The sequence below is a fragment of the Pontixanthobacter luteolus genome (assembly GCF_947494915.1).
In the GTDB taxonomy this organism is placed as follows: Bacteria; Pseudomonadota; Alphaproteobacteria; order Sphingomonadales; family Sphingomonadaceae; genus Pontixanthobacter; species Pontixanthobacter luteolus.
In genome coordinates, this window is the sequence record NZ_CANLWR010000001.1 from 1,207,878 (window position 1) to 1,222,911 (window position 15,034).

Annotated in this window: 17 protein-coding genes; all 17 read left to right on the forward strand. The window is 65.0% G+C overall.

What is annotated here, in order from left to right:
• Window positions 1-142: 142 nt before the first annotated feature.
• From PO778_RS05800 to PO778_RS05880, 17 genes are read left to right on the forward strand one after another with little or no spacing between them, the layout of a single operon-like run.
• Window positions 143-469, forward strand: coding sequence for a hypothetical protein (locus tag PO778_RS05800; RefSeq protein ID WP_007163829.1), 327 nt, complete (start codon window positions 143-145; stop codon window positions 467-469).
• A gap of 26 nt (window positions 470-495) precedes the next feature.
• The gene (gene traL / locus PO778_RS05805) at window positions 496-783 is read left to right on the forward strand and encodes a type IV conjugative transfer system protein TraL (protein ID WP_007163828.1); all 288 of its coding nucleotides are present in this window, start codon (window positions 496-498) and stop codon (window positions 781-783) included.
• Window positions 784-795: 12 nt separating this feature from the next.
• Window positions 796-1,365, forward strand: coding sequence for a type IV conjugative transfer system protein TraE (locus PO778_RS05810; RefSeq protein ID WP_007163827.1), 570 nt, complete (start codon window positions 796-798; stop codon window positions 1,363-1,365).
• On the forward strand, window positions 1,362-2,117 hold the full coding sequence (locus PO778_RS05815) for a type-F conjugative transfer system secretin TraK (protein WP_007163826.1): 756 nt from the start codon (window positions 1,362-1,364) through the stop codon (window positions 2,115-2,117). Before PO778_RS05810 ends, PO778_RS05815 begins: the two co-directional genes overlap by 4 nt.
• A complete protein-coding gene (locus PO778_RS05820; RefSeq protein ID WP_007163825.1) occupies window positions 2,117-3,400 on the forward strand; it encodes a TraB/VirB10 family protein in 1,284 nt (427 codons plus the stop codon). The genes PO778_RS05815 and PO778_RS05820 overlap by 1 nt, the downstream gene beginning before the upstream one ends.
• Window positions 3,397-4,275, forward strand: a complete 879-nt coding sequence (locus PO778_RS05825) for a DsbC family protein (protein ID WP_007163824.1) — start codon at window positions 3,397-3,399, stop codon at window positions 4,273-4,275. The genes PO778_RS05820 and PO778_RS05825 overlap by 4 nt, the downstream gene beginning before the upstream one ends.
• Before the next feature lie 44 nt (window positions 4,276-4,319).
• Entirely contained in the window at window positions 4,320-4,856 is a 537-nt protein-coding gene (locus PO778_RS05830) for a hypothetical protein (protein ID WP_040464689.1), read from the forward strand.
• Window positions 4,853-7,402 (forward strand): type IV secretion system protein TraC, encoded by a 2,550-nt coding sequence (gene traC / locus PO778_RS05835; protein ID WP_007163823.1) that lies wholly within the window; start codon window positions 4,853-4,855, stop codon window positions 7,400-7,402. The genes PO778_RS05830 and traC overlap by 4 nt, the downstream gene beginning before the upstream one ends.
• Window positions 7,402-7,806 carry a hypothetical protein gene (locus PO778_RS05840; protein ID WP_007163822.1) on the forward strand — a complete coding sequence of 135 codons (405 nt, stop codon included), beginning with the start codon at window positions 7,402-7,404 and terminating at the stop codon, window positions 7,804-7,806. The genes traC and PO778_RS05840 overlap by 1 nt, the downstream gene beginning before the upstream one ends.
• Window positions 7,799-8,179: a TrbI F-type domain-containing protein gene (locus PO778_RS05845; RefSeq protein WP_007163821.1), complete on the forward strand. Its 381-nt coding sequence runs from the start codon at window positions 7,799-7,801 to the stop codon at window positions 8,177-8,179. Before PO778_RS05840 ends, PO778_RS05845 begins: the two co-directional genes overlap by 8 nt.
• Entirely contained in the window at window positions 8,176-8,682 is a 507-nt protein-coding gene (locus tag PO778_RS05850; protein WP_007163820.1) for a S26 family signal peptidase, read from the forward strand. The genes PO778_RS05845 and PO778_RS05850 overlap by 4 nt, the downstream gene beginning before the upstream one ends.
• The gene (traW, locus tag PO778_RS05855) at window positions 8,682-9,314 is read left to right on the forward strand and encodes a type-F conjugative transfer system protein TraW (protein WP_007163819.1); all 633 of its coding nucleotides are present in this window, start codon (window positions 8,682-8,684) and stop codon (window positions 9,312-9,314) included. The genes PO778_RS05850 and traW overlap by 1 nt, the downstream gene beginning before the upstream one ends.
• A complete protein-coding gene (traU, locus tag PO778_RS05860; RefSeq protein WP_271438925.1) occupies window positions 9,311-10,324 on the forward strand; it encodes a conjugal transfer pilus assembly protein TraU in 1,014 nt (337 codons plus the stop codon). The genes traW and traU overlap by 4 nt, the downstream gene beginning before the upstream one ends.
• Window positions 10,321-11,076 (forward strand): type-F conjugative transfer system pilin assembly protein TrbC, encoded by a 756-nt coding sequence (trbC, locus tag PO778_RS05865; RefSeq protein ID WP_271438926.1) that lies wholly within the window; start codon window positions 10,321-10,323, stop codon window positions 11,074-11,076. The genes traU and trbC overlap by 4 nt, the downstream gene beginning before the upstream one ends.
• Window positions 11,073-12,794 (forward strand): conjugal transfer protein TraN, encoded by a 1,722-nt coding sequence (locus PO778_RS05870; RefSeq protein WP_007163816.1) that lies wholly within the window; start codon window positions 11,073-11,075, stop codon window positions 12,792-12,794. The genes trbC and PO778_RS05870 overlap by 4 nt, the downstream gene beginning before the upstream one ends.
• Window positions 12,791-13,603: a conjugal transfer protein TraF gene (locus PO778_RS05875; RefSeq protein WP_007163815.1), complete on the forward strand. Its 813-nt coding sequence runs from the start codon at window positions 12,791-12,793 to the stop codon at window positions 13,601-13,603. The genes PO778_RS05870 and PO778_RS05875 overlap by 4 nt, the downstream gene beginning before the upstream one ends.
• On the forward strand, window positions 13,593-15,029 hold the full coding sequence (locus PO778_RS05880; protein ID WP_007163814.1) for a conjugal transfer protein TraH: 1,437 nt from the start codon (window positions 13,593-13,595) through the stop codon (window positions 15,027-15,029). The genes PO778_RS05875 and PO778_RS05880 overlap by 11 nt, the downstream gene beginning before the upstream one ends.
• Window positions 15,030-15,034 lie beyond the last annotated feature (5 nt).

Sequence of the window (15,034 nt, forward strand, 5' to 3'; positions counted from 1 at the left end):
GTCAGATTGCCCAGAATCGACGATTTCTCTTGGTCGGAATACCGCGTGCGGCAGTTTCCGTTTTCCTACACCCTGCCTTCCAATCGAGGAAAGAACATACAGCGAACACATCGCTGGTCCATGTTCGATACGGAGTTCCTCGATGACCAAAGCAATCACTCTTCAGCGCCAATCCACCAAAGGCATTCGTGCCCGCGACTATATTCTTCCGGCCGCCATTGCGCTCGCCTGCGCCAGTGCGGCCTATGCCGGTGCCGACACGACCTTCGATCCCGCGCTGCAGAAGTTTACCGATTTCCTCGAAGGTTCGGGCGGCAAGATCATCACCGTCCTCAGCCTTGCCGGCGGGCTTATCGCGCTCGCCTCGGGCCGCTTCGCCCTCGGGCAGGTCGCGGTCCCGGTCGGTGTCGGTATCGGCGTCGGCACCGGTGTGCCGATTGTCACCTCGGTCGTGACCGCGACCATCTGATCGCGGTCTAACGACGGGAGGGCGGCATGGCCGACAGATACCTCGTTCCACGGCGGCTCGACGATCCGGAGCTCATCGGTTTCTGGACCATCGACGAGTTTGCGGGACTGCTCGTCCCGTTCGCCTGGGGCATCCTTGCGCAGCACATCATCACCGGCACCGGCCTATCGGTCATGACCTGGTTCGCCCTTCGAAAGGCGAAGGCATCAGGCGCAGGGTCGAAACTGGTCCATGCTGCCTACTGGTATCTGCCGGGGAGCTTCCTCGGGCTGAAAGCCACGCCGCCCTCCCACTGCCGCCTGCTCGCAGGCTGAGGGAGGACCCAAGTGAAACACGAATTCGCGTACGAGGAAGCCCAGCGTCATCTCAAGCAGCGCAATCGCTTCGCCGCGCTGGCAGCCGTGCTGGGCCTCACAAGCGTGCTGGCGGTCGGCGCGGCGGCGACGCGCGAGGAAAGTGTAATCCTGGTCCCGGTTACGCCTGAGCGGATAACGCTCACGAGCAGCGCAACCGATGCGCACTACCTTGAGCTTGTCACCCGCGACACCGCGCTCATGCTGCTCAATCGCGCACCCGAGAGCCTCGACTACTGGATGGAACAGGTCCTGAAGGTGGCAGATCCAACAGCGCACGGAAGCCTCAAGGCCGAGCTCGTCAAGATCGTCGACGAGCAGCGCGGTTCGGACATCAGCCAGGCCTTCGTCATCTCGCGGATGGAGGTCGATCCGCAGGCGCTCACCGCTGTCGTCACCGGCACGCTCAAGACCTTTGTTGGAGCGCAGGTGATCGCCAGCCAGCAGCGCAGCTTCGCCTTCAGCTGGAACCGCCGCGGCCTCAGCCTCGGCCTCACCGGCTTCCGCCAGCTCCCAACCGAAACCGAGGAGGAGAACCCATGACACTCCTATCCCGCCCCTTCCCCGCCGCGCTGACCAGCGTTGCGCTGGCAATCGCCACGGCCGCCTACGCTTCACCGGCACATGCCGACCAGTTCGTCGAGGCCGCTGATGGCGCCGCGATCGATTGCGTGCTCGCGCGCGGCGCGCTGACCCGTATCGCCCTCATCAAGGATGGTTTCGCCAATGTCTCGAAGATGGCGAGCGGCTATCCCTACAACGATTTCGAGGTGACCCACGAACCGGTGCGCGGCGACATCTATGTCTCGGTGCCGCTGCAATATGCGAGCGCCAGAGTCAGCTTCTTCGCGACCAGCAGCGCGGGCTATGTCTATAAGTTCGCCTGCCGCGTCGATGGCGAGGAAGCGAGCCAGCTCTTCGTCACCAATCCCGCGCTCGCCAAATCCCAGGCGAGCGAATGGGAAGGCTATGCAGCGACGCGCGACGAAGCCGCGATCCGCCTGATCGAGGCGATGGCGAGCGACGGTGTTCTGCCGGGCTTCCGGGCGCGCGCCGAACTCTCGCGACCACGCCGCACCGACAGCCTCGAAGTGCAGCAGGTCGCCGAATATGAAGGTGCCGAGCTGATCGGTCAGGCCTTCACCCTGCGCAATCTCGGTCCGATGCCCGTCGACCTTGCCGGTGAACGCGAGGCGCCCGCCGGGGCGCTGGCCTTTGCCTATGGCCGCGACAGTCTCCAGCCCGGCGCGAGCACGCAGGCCTTCCTCGTCTTTGCGAAGGGAGGGCTCGAATAATGGCCGATACCGACAGACACGATACGCCCGCCGCAGCGCCCAAGGACGAGACGCGCGGCGAAGCCCGGCGCAATCTCAACCGCACGGTCGCGCAGCGCCAGAAGCTGCTGCTCGCCGGCATCGGCGGGGTGGCACTCATCTCCGGTTCGATGTTCATCTTCGGCGGCGAGGATGAAGCCGGCGCCGGCGGCGCGGGCGCGACCACGATCGAGACCGGCGCGCTGGTCAATCGCAATCTCTCGCAGCGCGAATTCGTCGCCACTTACGGCAACCGTCTTGATGCGCAGGGCCGCGCGATCAAGGACCTGCAGGAAAGCCAGCTTCCCAAGGCCTCGATCGAGCAGGAGCTCGAGACATTGCGCGGCGAAAACGCGGGGATGATCAGCGACGGTCAGGCGGCGATCGATGCGATCTCGGCCGAGAACGCCGCCTTGCGCTCGGAACTCGAGACGGTGCGCGCCAATCCCCCAGTTACGCCGGTTCCCTCAGCCGATCCGCGGGCTCCGGGCTTCCCTCCCGGAGCGCTCGAGCCACCCAGCGAACCCAAGGCAAGCCTGCTGAGTTTCTCATCCGACAAGCCGGGCGCCGCCAAGACCAAGGCAATCGAAAGCGCGCCGACGCTGCTGCTCGAGGCAAGCCGCGATTACCTGCCGCCCAACAGCTATGCACCTGCCACCGTGATCGTCGGGGTCGACGCCTCGACGGGCGTTACCAGCCAGAGCGATCCGCTGCCCGTGGTGCTGCGTATCACCGGTCCGGCGCGCTCGGTGCTGCAGGGCAACAAGCTTCTCACCACCGATCTCACCGGCTGCCTCGTCAACGGCGCGGCGCGCGGCGATCTCTCGGCCGAGAAGGTTTACGTCAAGCTTGTGCGCATGACCTGTGCGCAACCGGGCGGACGCTTTGCGGTGAGCGAGGTCAAGGGGTTCATCGCCTTTGCCGGCAAGTCGGGCGTTCGCGGCAATGTCGTCAGCCGCGAAGGCAGCCTCGTCAGCCAGGCGCTGCTCGCCGGGATCGTCGGCGGGTTCGGACGCGGCTTCTCGGCCAATGCCAACGGCATCTTTGCGCAGCCTGTCGGCAGCGACGGCAGGCGCGACGCGCTCTCGCCGACCGACATTCTCGCAGGCGGCCTCGGCCAGGGCGCGGGCGAAGCCGCCGACACGGTCAGCAAATACCTCATCGAACGCGCAGAACAGTACCAACCCGTCGTCGAGATGCCGACCGGCATCGCAGTCGAGATCGTCTTTCTCGACGGCGTCCATGTCAGGAGCACACCCCAATGAACTACTCGAACCAGCGGCCCGGCCTCAAGGCGCGCGCCGCGCACATATCGCTCGCCGCCGCCAGCGCAGCAGCCCTCCTTACAAGCGGTGTCGCGGTAGTGACCGCCATGCCGGCGCAGGCCGCGATCACGCAGAATGTGGTTGAAGCGCTCAAGCTTCGTCTGCCCAAGACACCGATCGACGCGCTCGATTGCAAGACATTCGCGCCGTGGTGCGAGGTCGTCTCGGGAGAGACGCTGTTCTACATCGACGAAGCGGCACGCTACCTCTTCGTCGGGCGGCTCTACGACATGGAGGAGCGGCGCGACGTAACCGCCGCGCGCCTGCTTGAACTCAATCCCGACCTGCTCGCCGCCGGCGCAGCCCGCGCTGCCGGCGAGGACACTGCCGGTCGGCACGACGTTGCAGAACCCCGCGACAGGCGGGCCGCGACGCATGTCGATCTCAAAGTCTTGCCCGCAGTAGGCGCGATCCTGTGGGGCAATCCCAAGGGGCCGAAGCTGGTAGTCTTCTCGGATTTCCAGTGCGGCTACTGCAAGCGGCTCACCGGCGAACTCGAGAAGGCAGGCGTCCTTGTCGAGGAGCGGCCGATCTCGATCTTCGGCGCATCGAGCCGCCGCATGTCCGAGGCGGTGCTGTGCGCCGCCGATCCGGTCGGGGCGCTCCATGCCGCCTACACCGGCAAGCACCTCGAACCGCGCGCTGCCTGCAAGAAAGCAGCTGCGCTCGATGCCAACGAAGCCTTTGCACAGGCCAACGGCTTTGCCGGAACCCCGGTGATCGTCAGAGCGCGCGACGGTGCGGTGCTGCACGGCTACCGCGATGCAAAGACACTGCGCGCATTTGCCAATGCCAAGACCGGATCGAAGCAATGAGCGGCCGTGTGACCCGTGTCGGAGCGACGGCAACCCTCTCCTTGATGATCGCCGGCTGCGCTACACTTGGCGGCAACGTCAAGGGCGACTTTTCCTGCCGCGCGCCGGAGGGAAGCTGCGCGCCAACCTCGATGATCGACGATGCCGCCACCCGCGCTTCACAGGCAGAACGGTCCGGTCATGCCTCTGCGCGAGCGCACGGGGCCGGTGATCGCGAATTGCGGATCGTCGTTGCGGGCTACCGCGACGAGGCGGGCCGCATCCACGAGGCCCGGGTCGTTCATGTCGTGCTGCCCGATCGCGCTGCCGAGCGCTGGCGCGCGCCGCGTTCGACCGGCGACGTTCTGCGCGCACTGGCGCGCCCGGCTGAAGCGGAAGGCCCGCCGCCCGCCGCCGCAGAAGCACGTCCATTCCAGCATTCCAATCCCTCCCCCCAGCAGCCTCCCGATGTCCTGGTCATCCCCGCACAGGATCTGACGGAGCTGCCCGGTGCCAAAGCGCCGGACCCCGGGGCACCTGGTCGTTCCCCCTCCCCCGGCCAGGTGCCCCACCCTGTTCTGCCCGAAGGAGAGCCCAAGTGAACCTCTCGCTATCCTCTGCGCGCGACGCGCTCCTCGCTGGCCTGTTCGGCGATGCGAAGAAAGCCGACCATGCGCAGCCGCGTTTCGCGCTCGACATGCTGTCGGACTGGCTTCCGTACCGCATCTATGACGAGGGCCCGGGGCTCTACCGCAACGCGCACTCGAAGGGCTTCATTCTCGAAGTCACCCCGCTCATCGGCGCCGATGAGCGCACCGGTGAAATCCTCGGGCAGTTCTTCTCCGAGAGCCTGCCGCAAGGCGCCTGTTTGCAGGTGCTGAACTTCGCGTCTCCGCGCATCGGCGCCATCGTCGGCCCCTGGTTCGCGCCGCGCTACGAGCAGGGCGGGATCTACGAAGCGATCGCGAAGGCCCGCACCAACCGGCTCTACGATCTCGTCTGGAAGTCGGGCTCGGCACACGCGCCGTTTCATGCGCGCCATGTGCGTCTCGTGCTGTCGCTGGGCGTTCCGGTGCCCGGAAACGTGACCGATGCAGAACTCACCGAATGCCGCGACGGGATGGCGGGGATGCTGAACTCGCTCGGCCTTGCATCGAACAGGCTCGAGCCCGCAGGCCTGCTCGCACTGGTCGACGAACTCACCTCGCCGACGACAGCGCGCGAACCCGATCTCACCCACTGGAACCGCGAGGACACGCTCGACGCGCAGGCCATCCGCCGCGATATCGAACTCGAGGTCGAGGACGACCGGCTTATCTTGCGCACCGAGCGCTTCCGCGAGACCGGGCGCTCGCGAGATGGCGTGCCTCAGGTAGGTGAATGCTATCCCGACCGCTTCGATGTGCGCCATTACGGCGTGCGCTCTACCCCTGAGCGCTGGGCACCGTGGGAATGCGCGCGGCTCATCGGCGACATGTTTACTGACAAGCTGCGCTTTCCCTGTCCCGCCGCGACAATGCTGTGCCTGCACTATCCCGACCAGGAGGCCGCCTCGGCGCGCGCCGGCTACAAGTTCATGCGCACCACCAGCCTTTCGGAAACGAAGAGCGCGCGCTTCCTCCCTAGGCTTGGCGAGCAATCGGCCGAATGGAAGCACGTCCAGGCCGAGCTCCAGGCGGGCAAAAAGCTGGTGAAGCTCTTTTACGGCCTCACCACTATCTCGCCGCTGGGGGAAGGCGATGCGCATGAGCGCACGGTCAAGGCGATCTACAAGGCCGCCGGCTGGGACCTTGCCGACGAGCGGTTCCTCCAGCTGCAAGGCCTGGTCGCGGCATTCCCGTTGAGCCTCGCCGATGGTCTGGTCCACGACCTTGCGCGGCTCAAACGCTTCCGGACCATGCTCTCGACCACCGCGGCCAATATCGCCCCCCTGCAGGGCGAGTATCTCGGCGGGACGATCCCGCACCTGCTGCTCCTCGGACGGCGCGGCCAGCCCTTCTTCTGGTCGCCCTTCGAGAACGCGGCGGGCAACCACAACATCGCGATCTGCGGAAAGTCGGGCTCGGGCAAGTCGGTGCTGCTGCAGGAGCTGTGCGCCGCGCTGCGCGGCGCGGGCGCCAAGGTCGTGGTGATCGACGACGGACGCAGTTTTGAGCATTCGGTCAAGTTACAGGGCGGCCGCTTCGTCGAGTTCACGCTCGCCTCGGGATTCTCACTCAACCCCTTCTCGATGGTCGACGATGCCCGCGCGCATGAAGACGAGGATTACCGGCTCGACTGCTTCGCCATGATCAAGGCCATCGTTGGCCAGATGGCGCGGCCAAGCGCCGCGCCTTCGGACACCGAGCGCGGGCTGATCGACCGCGCGGTGACGCAGGTGTGGGAAGCGCTCGGCAGCGGCGGGGCGATCGACGACGTCGCGCATGCGCTCCATCAGAGCGAGAACGAGGCGGGCAAGGATCTCGCCACAGCGATCGCGCCCTTCTGCCGCGGTGGCAGCTATGCCGGGTTCTTCTCGGGGAAAGCGAGTTTCGCGCTCGAAGACGATTTCACCGTCTTCGAGATGAGCGACCTCGCGTCCCGCGAGGAGCTTCGAAGCGTTGTCCTCTCGGCAATCATGTTCATGACCGGTCAGGCGATGACGCGCTCGTCGCGCTCGACCAAGAAGCTGCTGCTGATCGACGAGGCCTGGGCGATGCTCAAGGGCGGTTCGATGGGCGAGTTCGTCGAGACCTATGCCCGCACCGCGCGCAAATATGGCGGCGCGCTTGCGACCGCGACCCAGTCCTTGAACGACTACTACAAGTCCGATGGTGCGCGCGCCGCGCTCGAAAACAGCGACTGGATGCTGGTGCTCCAACAGAAGCCCGAGACCATCGCCGATTTCCGCAAGGAGGCCCGGCTCGACATGGACGACCGGACCGAGACGCTGATCCGCAGCCTCAAGCGCTCGGGCACCGAGTACAGCGAGATCTACCTCAAAGGTCCCGAGATGGAAGCCGTTGGACGCCTGGTGCTCGACACACTCTCGGCAACCATCTTCTCCTCCGATCCCGACACCTATGCCGCGATCCACCGCCATGTCGAAAACGGCATGCCGCTGGAGCGCGCAGTCGCGCTGGTCGCAGGCGTAGAAGGAGGCATGTGATGGTGCTCGAGACCACCACGCTCGTAAATCGCGTGCCGCTTCCGTCAGTCAGACAAGCCCGCGACAAGCACCGTGTGATCGACTGGCTGGCGCTGTTCCAGGGCACCTGCCTGGTGCTGATCGAAACGGCAAGCTTCGCGGCGAGCACGCTGCTGCTGGTCCTCGGCCTGCCGCTGTTCGTGTTCCTGGCTGTAGCAGGCTGGGATCTCACGGCGCTGTTCGCGCAGCTCGGCAATCTTGCCGACCATTACCGCACCGCTGAACCGGTCGCGCGCCGCTTCTTTGCGCAGGACCTCCAGATCGCATTCCTCATCGCAGCTGGCGGCCTCACCCTGCTGCGGCTGCCGGCTTTCCTGCGCCGCCTCGATCGCCGCCTCGCCGAAGGATCTCCCCGCCATGGATAGACTGCACCTCCCGCTTAGCCAGCTGGGCCCGAAACTCCTCGCCGTAGCGGTGCTCGTTGCCGCGCTCCTGTGGGGTGCGTGGATCACGCAGCAGGTCACCAGCTCCCCGGAGCAGCGGATCGTCACGGTCCGGCTCGCCGAGACCATCGGGACATTCGTCGAGGAAGCCGCGCGCGCCGATGCCGATCCGGCGGTCGTCCAAGCGGCTAGCCTTGCCTACCTCAAGGCCGCCGAAAGCGCCGTTGCCGACATGGGCCATGACGGCCGCGTGGTGCTGGTTGCCGAGGCCGTGCTCGCGGGCGCTGCCGAAGACGCAACCTCCGAACTCGAGCAGCGCATCGCGGACAAGCTCGCAGGGGAGATCCAGCCATGAGCCTGCCCCGCTCGATCCGCCGTTCGCTGCTGCTCTCGGGGCTGGTCCTGCTGCCGCTCGCCTGGGCGCCGCTCGATGCCTTCAGCAAGGACCACGCTTTCCTCATCAATGCGAGCCCGAGCCTGCCAAACTGGGCGTTCTGGCTCGACAAGCGCGCGCCGATCGAACGCGGCAGCCTGATCTTCTTTGAGCCGCCGCAAAGCGAACTCGTCGAAAGGCATTTCGGAAAGGAACCGCAGATGTTTGGCAAGCACGTGCTTGGCATGCCGGGCGATGTCGTGCGCCACGAGGGCGATGCGGTCTTCATCGACGGAAAGCAGGTCGCGAGCCTGCTCGAGGTCACCCGCCTTGGCGTGCCGCTCACGCGCGGTCCCGAAGGCGCAATACCGGAAGGTTGCTACTACACCGGAACCGACCATCCACGCGGGCTAGACAGCCGCTACGGGGAAATCGGCTTCGTCTGCCGCGGGCAGATCCTCGGCAGCGGGAGGGCAATCCTGTGATGCGCTCTTTCCTTCCGATTGGCGCGCTTCTCCTCGCCATGCTCCCTGCCAGCCTGCAGGCACGAGACTACGGCCAGCGCGGCGCGGTCTTCCCTGTGATCGAGCGCGACCTGCTCGAACAGATTCATACGCGCCTCGCGCAGATGGAAAAGTCGGGCGAGACCGCGCGGCTCAACGAGGAACTCAAGCGTCGCACGATCGCACGCGTCAACCGGCCCGATCCGGTTGCCGGCCTCATTCGCGCAAGCGCAAGCCGCAGCTGGGCGTTCGATCCGACAATCGCGCTTGCTGCCGATATCCGGGGCGCAAAAGGCGCGCTGATCCATGCCGCCGGAACCCGGGTCAATCCGCTCGACAGCGTCAAGCTGCGCTCCGACCTCCTGTTTCTCGACGGCGACGACCCTGCGCAGATCGCCTGGGCGCTGAGGCAGGACGCCAATGCCAAGCTGATCCTCGTGAAAGGCGCACCGCTCGAGCTGATGAAGGCCCGTCAACGCCGCTTCTATTTCGACCAGGGCGGCAAGCTGACGCAAAAATTCGGTATCAAGGCTGTTCCCGCGCGGGTGCGCCAGAACGGGCGCTTCCTCGAAGTCAGCGAGATTGCGCTGCCGCGCCGGAAGGCACAGCCATGACCGGAATCCGCGCCTTCCTCGTGCTTTTCACGGCGATGCTGTCGCTGGTCTTCGCATCACCCGCTTCGGCCGATGCCGGTCCGGGCGAGTGCACCGGGCAATTCGTCAATCCGATCACCGACATCTGCTGGTCGTGCCTGTTCCCGATCTCGATCGGCGGGCTCGAAATCTGGCCGAGCAATCGTCCCGATCCGGACAACCCCGATTTCCCGCTGTGCCTGTGCGGTCTTCGGCCCGGCATCGCGATGGGGTTCTGGGAGCCGGTCCGGCTCGCCGATGTCAGCATGAAGCCTTGGTGCTTCGTGAACCTCGGCGGCATGAAGCTCGATCCCGGCTTTGATATCGGCTTCCGCTCGATCTCGGGTCCTTCGGCCGTGGGCGGCGCCAGCCAGTATTATTCGAGCTGGCACGTCCACTGGTATGCCTATCCGCTGATCTACTGGATGGAGATCGTCGCCGATTTTCTGTGCCTCGAGCCGGGTTCGATCGACATCCTCTACATCTCCGAGATCGATCCGCTGTGGCAGGACAGCGAGCTCACCGCGATCATCAATCCCGAGGCCGTGCTGTTTGCCAACCCGCTGGCGCTTGCCGCGTGCGCGGCGGATTGTGCTGCAGCGACCGCGAACCTGCCGCTCGACGAGATGTTCTGGTGCGCGGGCTGCCAAGGGTCGATGTACCCGATGAACGGCAACGTCTCGGCCTCGATCGGACACGTCCAGGCCTCGCGGCTCGTGCTCTCGCGCTTCGCCTACAAGCTCCACCGCGAGCTCGTCTCATGGGGGACGATGGGGTCGAAGGGCCTGTGCGGCAAGTACCTGATGCCGGTGATGAGGAAGCAGCAATACCGCTTCCAGGCCACCAGCCCCAACCCGGCGACCAAGGGCCGCTACGCCTGCCCGCCCATCGGTGCATCCACCACCTTCCAGTCCCCCGGACAGGTCATCCCCGCGATCGGCGAAGACATGGGATACCTCGTCTGGCGCAAGAGGAATTGCTGCGCGCTATGAGAAACGCTTTCCCCATACTCGTTGGCCTGAGCCTCGTGATCGCTGCCGGATTTGCCGCCGCTTCTGCGCAGGATGCCGGACCCGACCTTGACCTCGCTGAGATCCGCGCGCGAGCGGCCGAACATGCCGTCGACGCCGAGGCGCTCGCCACGTCGGTCAGGACAAAAGCGGATACCCTCGCAGAAGACACGCGCGCCGCGCAGCAGACGGCTTTCGACAATCGCGCAGGCTATGCCGAGACTGCGCAGGCGACCGCGAATGCCGGGCCGCTCGATCTCGATGGCATGATCCGCGCCCAGGCCGACGCGGAAGTGGCAGCGATGGGCGACACGCCCCGGTTCATCGCTTTTGCCTCATTGGCAATGCCCGAGCCCTCATTGAAGGCGCTGGTTCGCGATGTCTCGAGGGCCGGCGGCGTCACCGTGCTGCGCGGTTTCCCGCAAGGCGACAGCGCGCGCTTCAAGAAGCGCATCGCCGCAATCTGGAGCGATGGCGATGAGGCCGGCGCGCTCGGGATCGACCCGCGCCTGTTCCGCGCCTTCGATATCAAGGTTGCCCCGAGCTTCGTGATGATCGCGAGCGATTTCAGCCCCTGCGACGGGTTCGACTGCAAAGACGTCTTGCCGCCGCACGACCGCATTGCCGGCAATATCAGCGTGGCCGAAGTGCTCGACACCTTCGCTTCGGGAGGCGGTCCGGGAGCGCAGCTCGCGCGCCTCCATTCCCGCAGGCTCGAAGGAGAACGGCCATGAGGCTCATACAATCGCTTCGCATAGGACTGCTCGGTCTTCTCGCCGTCGCCGCGCCCCTTTCCGCGCAGCAGCAGGACGCGCGGGCCGATGGCAAGGCCTTTGGCGAAAGCCTGCGCGGCGAAGCGCAAGAAGCTGCCAGATCGCAGCCCAATGCAGCAAACCTGCCCAACTACGACCGCAACGCCGTGCGAAACCTGGAAACGCTCGCCGACGCTCCCGAGCGGATCGAGAGCAATGCGGCCGCCGCTGCTACCGGACACCAGGGCTATCGGGCTATGCGCGACAGCGTGGCCAATCGCGCGCGCTTCGATCCAAGTGAGATCGAGGACGTCATTGCGCGCAGCCTCGCCATCAACGAGACCCCGCTCGACTACACCAGCGGCATGGCAATCTCGGGTGGCCAGGGTAATTGCGTGCCGCTGCCGACCGGGTCCGGATCGGCAGGGACCTACACCGCTACCTGCAACACTGGCACGCGGATCGACCAGTCGGTGGGTCAGTGCGCGGTGCCGCTCGTTGCCAGCGTGACCCGGCGCCAGCAATGGCACTATCTCTGCAATGAGACGAGCACAGTCTATGGATATCCCTGGTGCTCGGCATTCGATGGGGGGTCGTGCCGGATCACCGGGTATCAGCCCGGACCCTGCCTCCAGTGGCGGGAGGACCAGTTCTATAGATACTGCACCGAACCTGGCGATCCCATCGCTGAAATCACATGCGACAATCCAGATGCGCGCTACACGCCCTATGCGGTGACCACGGACAGCACGATCGATACCTTTTCCGACGAGAGCCAGTGCATCGGATTTGCCGATAATGGCGATTGCACACTCGACAATGAGATCTGCACCGATGCCGATCCGCAGACCCGCGTGATCGACGGCGTCTCGGTGACACGGCCGTGCTGGGAATGGCAGCGCAGCTACACCTGCACTTCGCGCGAAGCGGCGACCGACTGTTCCGACATCGAAAGCCAGGGCACCTGCCGGTTCATCGGCGAGGAATGCCTCACCGACGAGATGCCCTGCGAGACCTGGGAGCGCATCTACGAATGTCCCCTGCCCGGTACGGACATCTCCACCCAGTATGTCTGCGACGGCGATGTCTATTGCATTGATGGCAGCTGCGAGACGATCGAGCGCACCGCCAATGACGAGTTCAAGGATGCGGCGGTCGCATTGCACGCCATGGACGAGGCGCGCGGCCAGTTCGATCCGAACACGCTGACGCTGTTCCGCGGCACGCGCAACACCTGCTCGTCCAAGGTCTTCGGCGTCCTCAACTGCTGCAAGGGCAAGGGCTTCCCGCTCATCCCCGGAATCAGCCTGCTGGTCGCGCTCGGCTGCAACCGCGAGGAAGTGCTGCTCCACGAACGCGACGCGCAGGGGCTGTGCGCTTATGTCGGAACTTATTGTTCGGACAAGTTCCTTGGCGTCTGCCTGACGAAGAAGAAGGTCTATTGCTGTTTCGAGAGCAAGCTCTCGCGGATCCTGCAGGAACAGGGCCGCAAGCAACTCCCCAAGCCATGGGACAAGCCCAAAGAAGAACAATGTGAGGGGTTCACTCTCGACGAGTTTGCCCGGCTCGACCTCAGCCGGATGGATTTCAGCGAAGTCTATGCCGAGTTCACCGACGCGGCCCGACTTCCCGACGAACTCGAGACCAGCATCCTCATCCAGCAGAGGATCGAAGATTATTACGCAAGGGGCGGCCAATGACCCATCTGCATCACCTCACGGCGCTCGCGCTCGGCATAGCTGCCCTGCCCGCCACTCTGGCCCAGGCGCAGGAGCGGCGGGACACAAGATCGACCACCTCGGCAGACGCGCTCTACTGCGAAGAGCGCAGGCTCGGCTACTGGTTCTACTGCGTGAAGCCCGCTCCCATTGAAGAGCCACAACAGCCTGAAGCCGAGCAGGTCGCGGCCAGCCAAGAACTCGACGCGATCACCTCCGAGCTTCGCGAACTCAAGGCGCGCGCGATCCTCTATCCGACCGAGGCCAATGTAGCGGCCTATATCCGCTTCCAGCGCGCGCAGCTCGACCGCGCCTCGCTGTTCTCCGATGTCTGGCAGCGGGCGATCTGGCAGGACCCGGACCTCGACTACACGCTTGAACGCCCCGTCGGAGCGGTCGCCAAGAAGCAGTGGCAGGATGCCCGCAGCGCGGAGCGCGATTACGTCATGGCAACGCTCTCCCAGCGCTACGGCCTTTTCTATTTCTTCAGTTCGACCTGCGGCCCGTGCGAAGTGATGGGCCCGATCGTCAAAGGCGTCGCCGACCGCTGGCGGATCACCGTGCGCGCGATCTCCACCGATGGCGGTTCATCCCGGCATTTTCCCGACTATCGGGTCGAGACGAACCAGCGCGGCAAGCTTGGTCTCGAAGGCAAAGCCACCCCCGCTCTGGTGCTGTGGGACAGCGTGACCAAACGCCCGATTCCGATCGGCTACGGCGTGCTCTCGGCCGACGAGCTGCAGGACCGCATCTACCTTCTCACCTCCAAGGAAGCCGGACATGATTACTAGCATCCGCAATGCGGCATTGACCCTCGCCGCCGCCAGCATGGTTGCCTCACCGGTCGCCGCGAATGTTGGCGACAGCATGGACCGCTTCATGGATGACATGGGCGCGGCGGCGAATGTCACCGGCCCGACCGCCTTCGAAGGCCAGTCGGCAGGCTATTACAGCCTCGGCAATGTCTGGACGCGCTTCCCTCAGAAGACGACCAACATCGCCAATCTCCAGCTGCCGCGCGCAAGGGCGGGCTGCGGGGGCATCGATATCTTTGCCGGGTCTTTTTCCTTCATCAATGCGAGCGAGATGGTCGCGCTCCTGAAAGCCGTCGCCAACAACGCGGTCGGCTTTGCTTTCAGCCTCGCGATCGACACCGTCTGTCCCGAGTGCAACAAGATCATGCAGGAATTTAGCCAGAAGGCTCAGCTCATGAACAATCTCTCGATCAACTCCTGCGAAATGGCGCAGGGGCTGGTCGGCGGCCTGTGGCCCAAGGGCGATCTCGCCGACAAGGCGATCTGCGAAGCCATCGGGAATTCCGAAGGTATCTTCACCGACTATGCGGCCGCCAAGCACGGCTGCGGCACGCGCGGCCAGCGCGCGTCAACCAACGAAGGCGGCGGCACCGACTACGCCGACGTCAATCCCGGCGTGCCGCGCAACTACACCTGGCACGTCCTCAAGAAGAGCGCCTTCTTCAACCCCGGCGGTACTTTCGACCGCGAACTCGCCGAATACGCGATGACGCTGATTGGCACGGTCATCTACGTGCCGCCCAAGGATGATGAACCCGGCAAGTTCGTGCCCTTCGCGGGCGACGCGTCCTCGACGCTCGTAAGCGCGCTCCTAGACGGGACGCAGGGCCAGACCGTGCGCGTGTTTCGCTGCGACGAGACCGATCTTTGCCTCAATCCCACCTTCGAGCAGATGAGCCTTTCGAATGCGAAGGCCATCCGCCCGCGCGTCGCGCTCCTCATCGGCAATATGGTCGATGCGATCCGCGCCGATACCGCAATCGGCAATGCCGAGAAGGAACTGCTGCAGGTCGCCTCTGTCCCCTTATACAAGATCCTTACCGTCCAGGCCGCCTATGGACGCGGCATGCCGACCGACGATCGCGAAACGCTCGCCGAGATCGCCAGCATCGACCTGCTCTATGCCATCCTCGACCGGATCGTGTCCGAAGCCGGGCGTTCGATGGCAAGCTTCATCGCCGCCGATGAAGCCAAGCTTGCGATCTGGCGCGGCCAGGTCGCCGAAGTTCGCTCGGGCATTGTGCAGCGGCAAGCAACGGGTCAGGCCAAGGTCTCGGCGTTAATGCAGATCATCGAGAAAACGGCGATGATCGAAAACGCTCTCGCCGCTTCGATGTCGCCCTCGATGTCCGCAGCGCTCGACTGGTCACGCGGCCTCCAGTCGCGCTCGATCATCCCCTGAGGCGA

Coding starts and splice junctions, on each gene's coding strand:
- PO778_RS05800 (WP_007163829.1), top strand. CDS start 143: ATGACCAAAGCAATCACTCTTCAGCGCCAATCCACCAAAGGCATTCGT.
- traL (WP_007163828.1), top strand. CDS start 496: ATGGCCGACAGATACCTCGTTCCACGGCGGCTCGACGATCCGGAGCTC.
- PO778_RS05815 (WP_007163826.1), top strand. CDS start 1,362: ATGACACTCCTATCCCGCCCCTTCCCCGCCGCGCTGACCAGCGTTGCG.
- PO778_RS05820 (WP_007163825.1), top strand. CDS start 2,117: ATGGCCGATACCGACAGACACGATACGCCCGCCGCAGCGCCCAAGGAC.
- PO778_RS05825 (WP_007163824.1), top strand. CDS start 3,397: ATGAACTACTCGAACCAGCGGCCCGGCCTCAAGGCGCGCGCCGCGCAC.
- PO778_RS05830 (WP_040464689.1), top strand. CDS start 4,320: ATGATCGCCGGCTGCGCTACACTTGGCGGCAACGTCAAGGGCGACTTT.
- PO778_RS05840 (WP_007163822.1), top strand. CDS start 7,402: ATGGTGCTCGAGACCACCACGCTCGTAAATCGCGTGCCGCTTCCGTCA.
- PO778_RS05845 (WP_007163821.1), top strand. CDS start 7,799: ATGGATAGACTGCACCTCCCGCTTAGCCAGCTGGGCCCGAAACTCCTC.
- PO778_RS05850 (WP_007163820.1), top strand. CDS start 8,176: ATGAGCCTGCCCCGCTCGATCCGCCGTTCGCTGCTGCTCTCGGGGCTG.
- traW (WP_007163819.1), top strand. CDS start 8,682: ATGCGCTCTTTCCTTCCGATTGGCGCGCTTCTCCTCGCCATGCTCCCT.
- traU (WP_271438925.1), top strand. CDS start 9,311: ATGACCGGAATCCGCGCCTTCCTCGTGCTTTTCACGGCGATGCTGTCG.
- trbC (WP_271438926.1), top strand. CDS start 10,321: ATGAGAAACGCTTTCCCCATACTCGTTGGCCTGAGCCTCGTGATCGCT.
- PO778_RS05870 (WP_007163816.1), top strand. CDS start 11,073: ATGAGGCTCATACAATCGCTTCGCATAGGACTGCTCGGTCTTCTCGCC.
- PO778_RS05875 (WP_007163815.1), top strand. CDS start 12,791: ATGACCCATCTGCATCACCTCACGGCGCTCGCGCTCGGCATAGCTGCC.
- PO778_RS05880 (WP_007163814.1), top strand. CDS start 13,593: ATGATTACTAGCATCCGCAATGCGGCATTGACCCTCGCCGCCGCCAGC.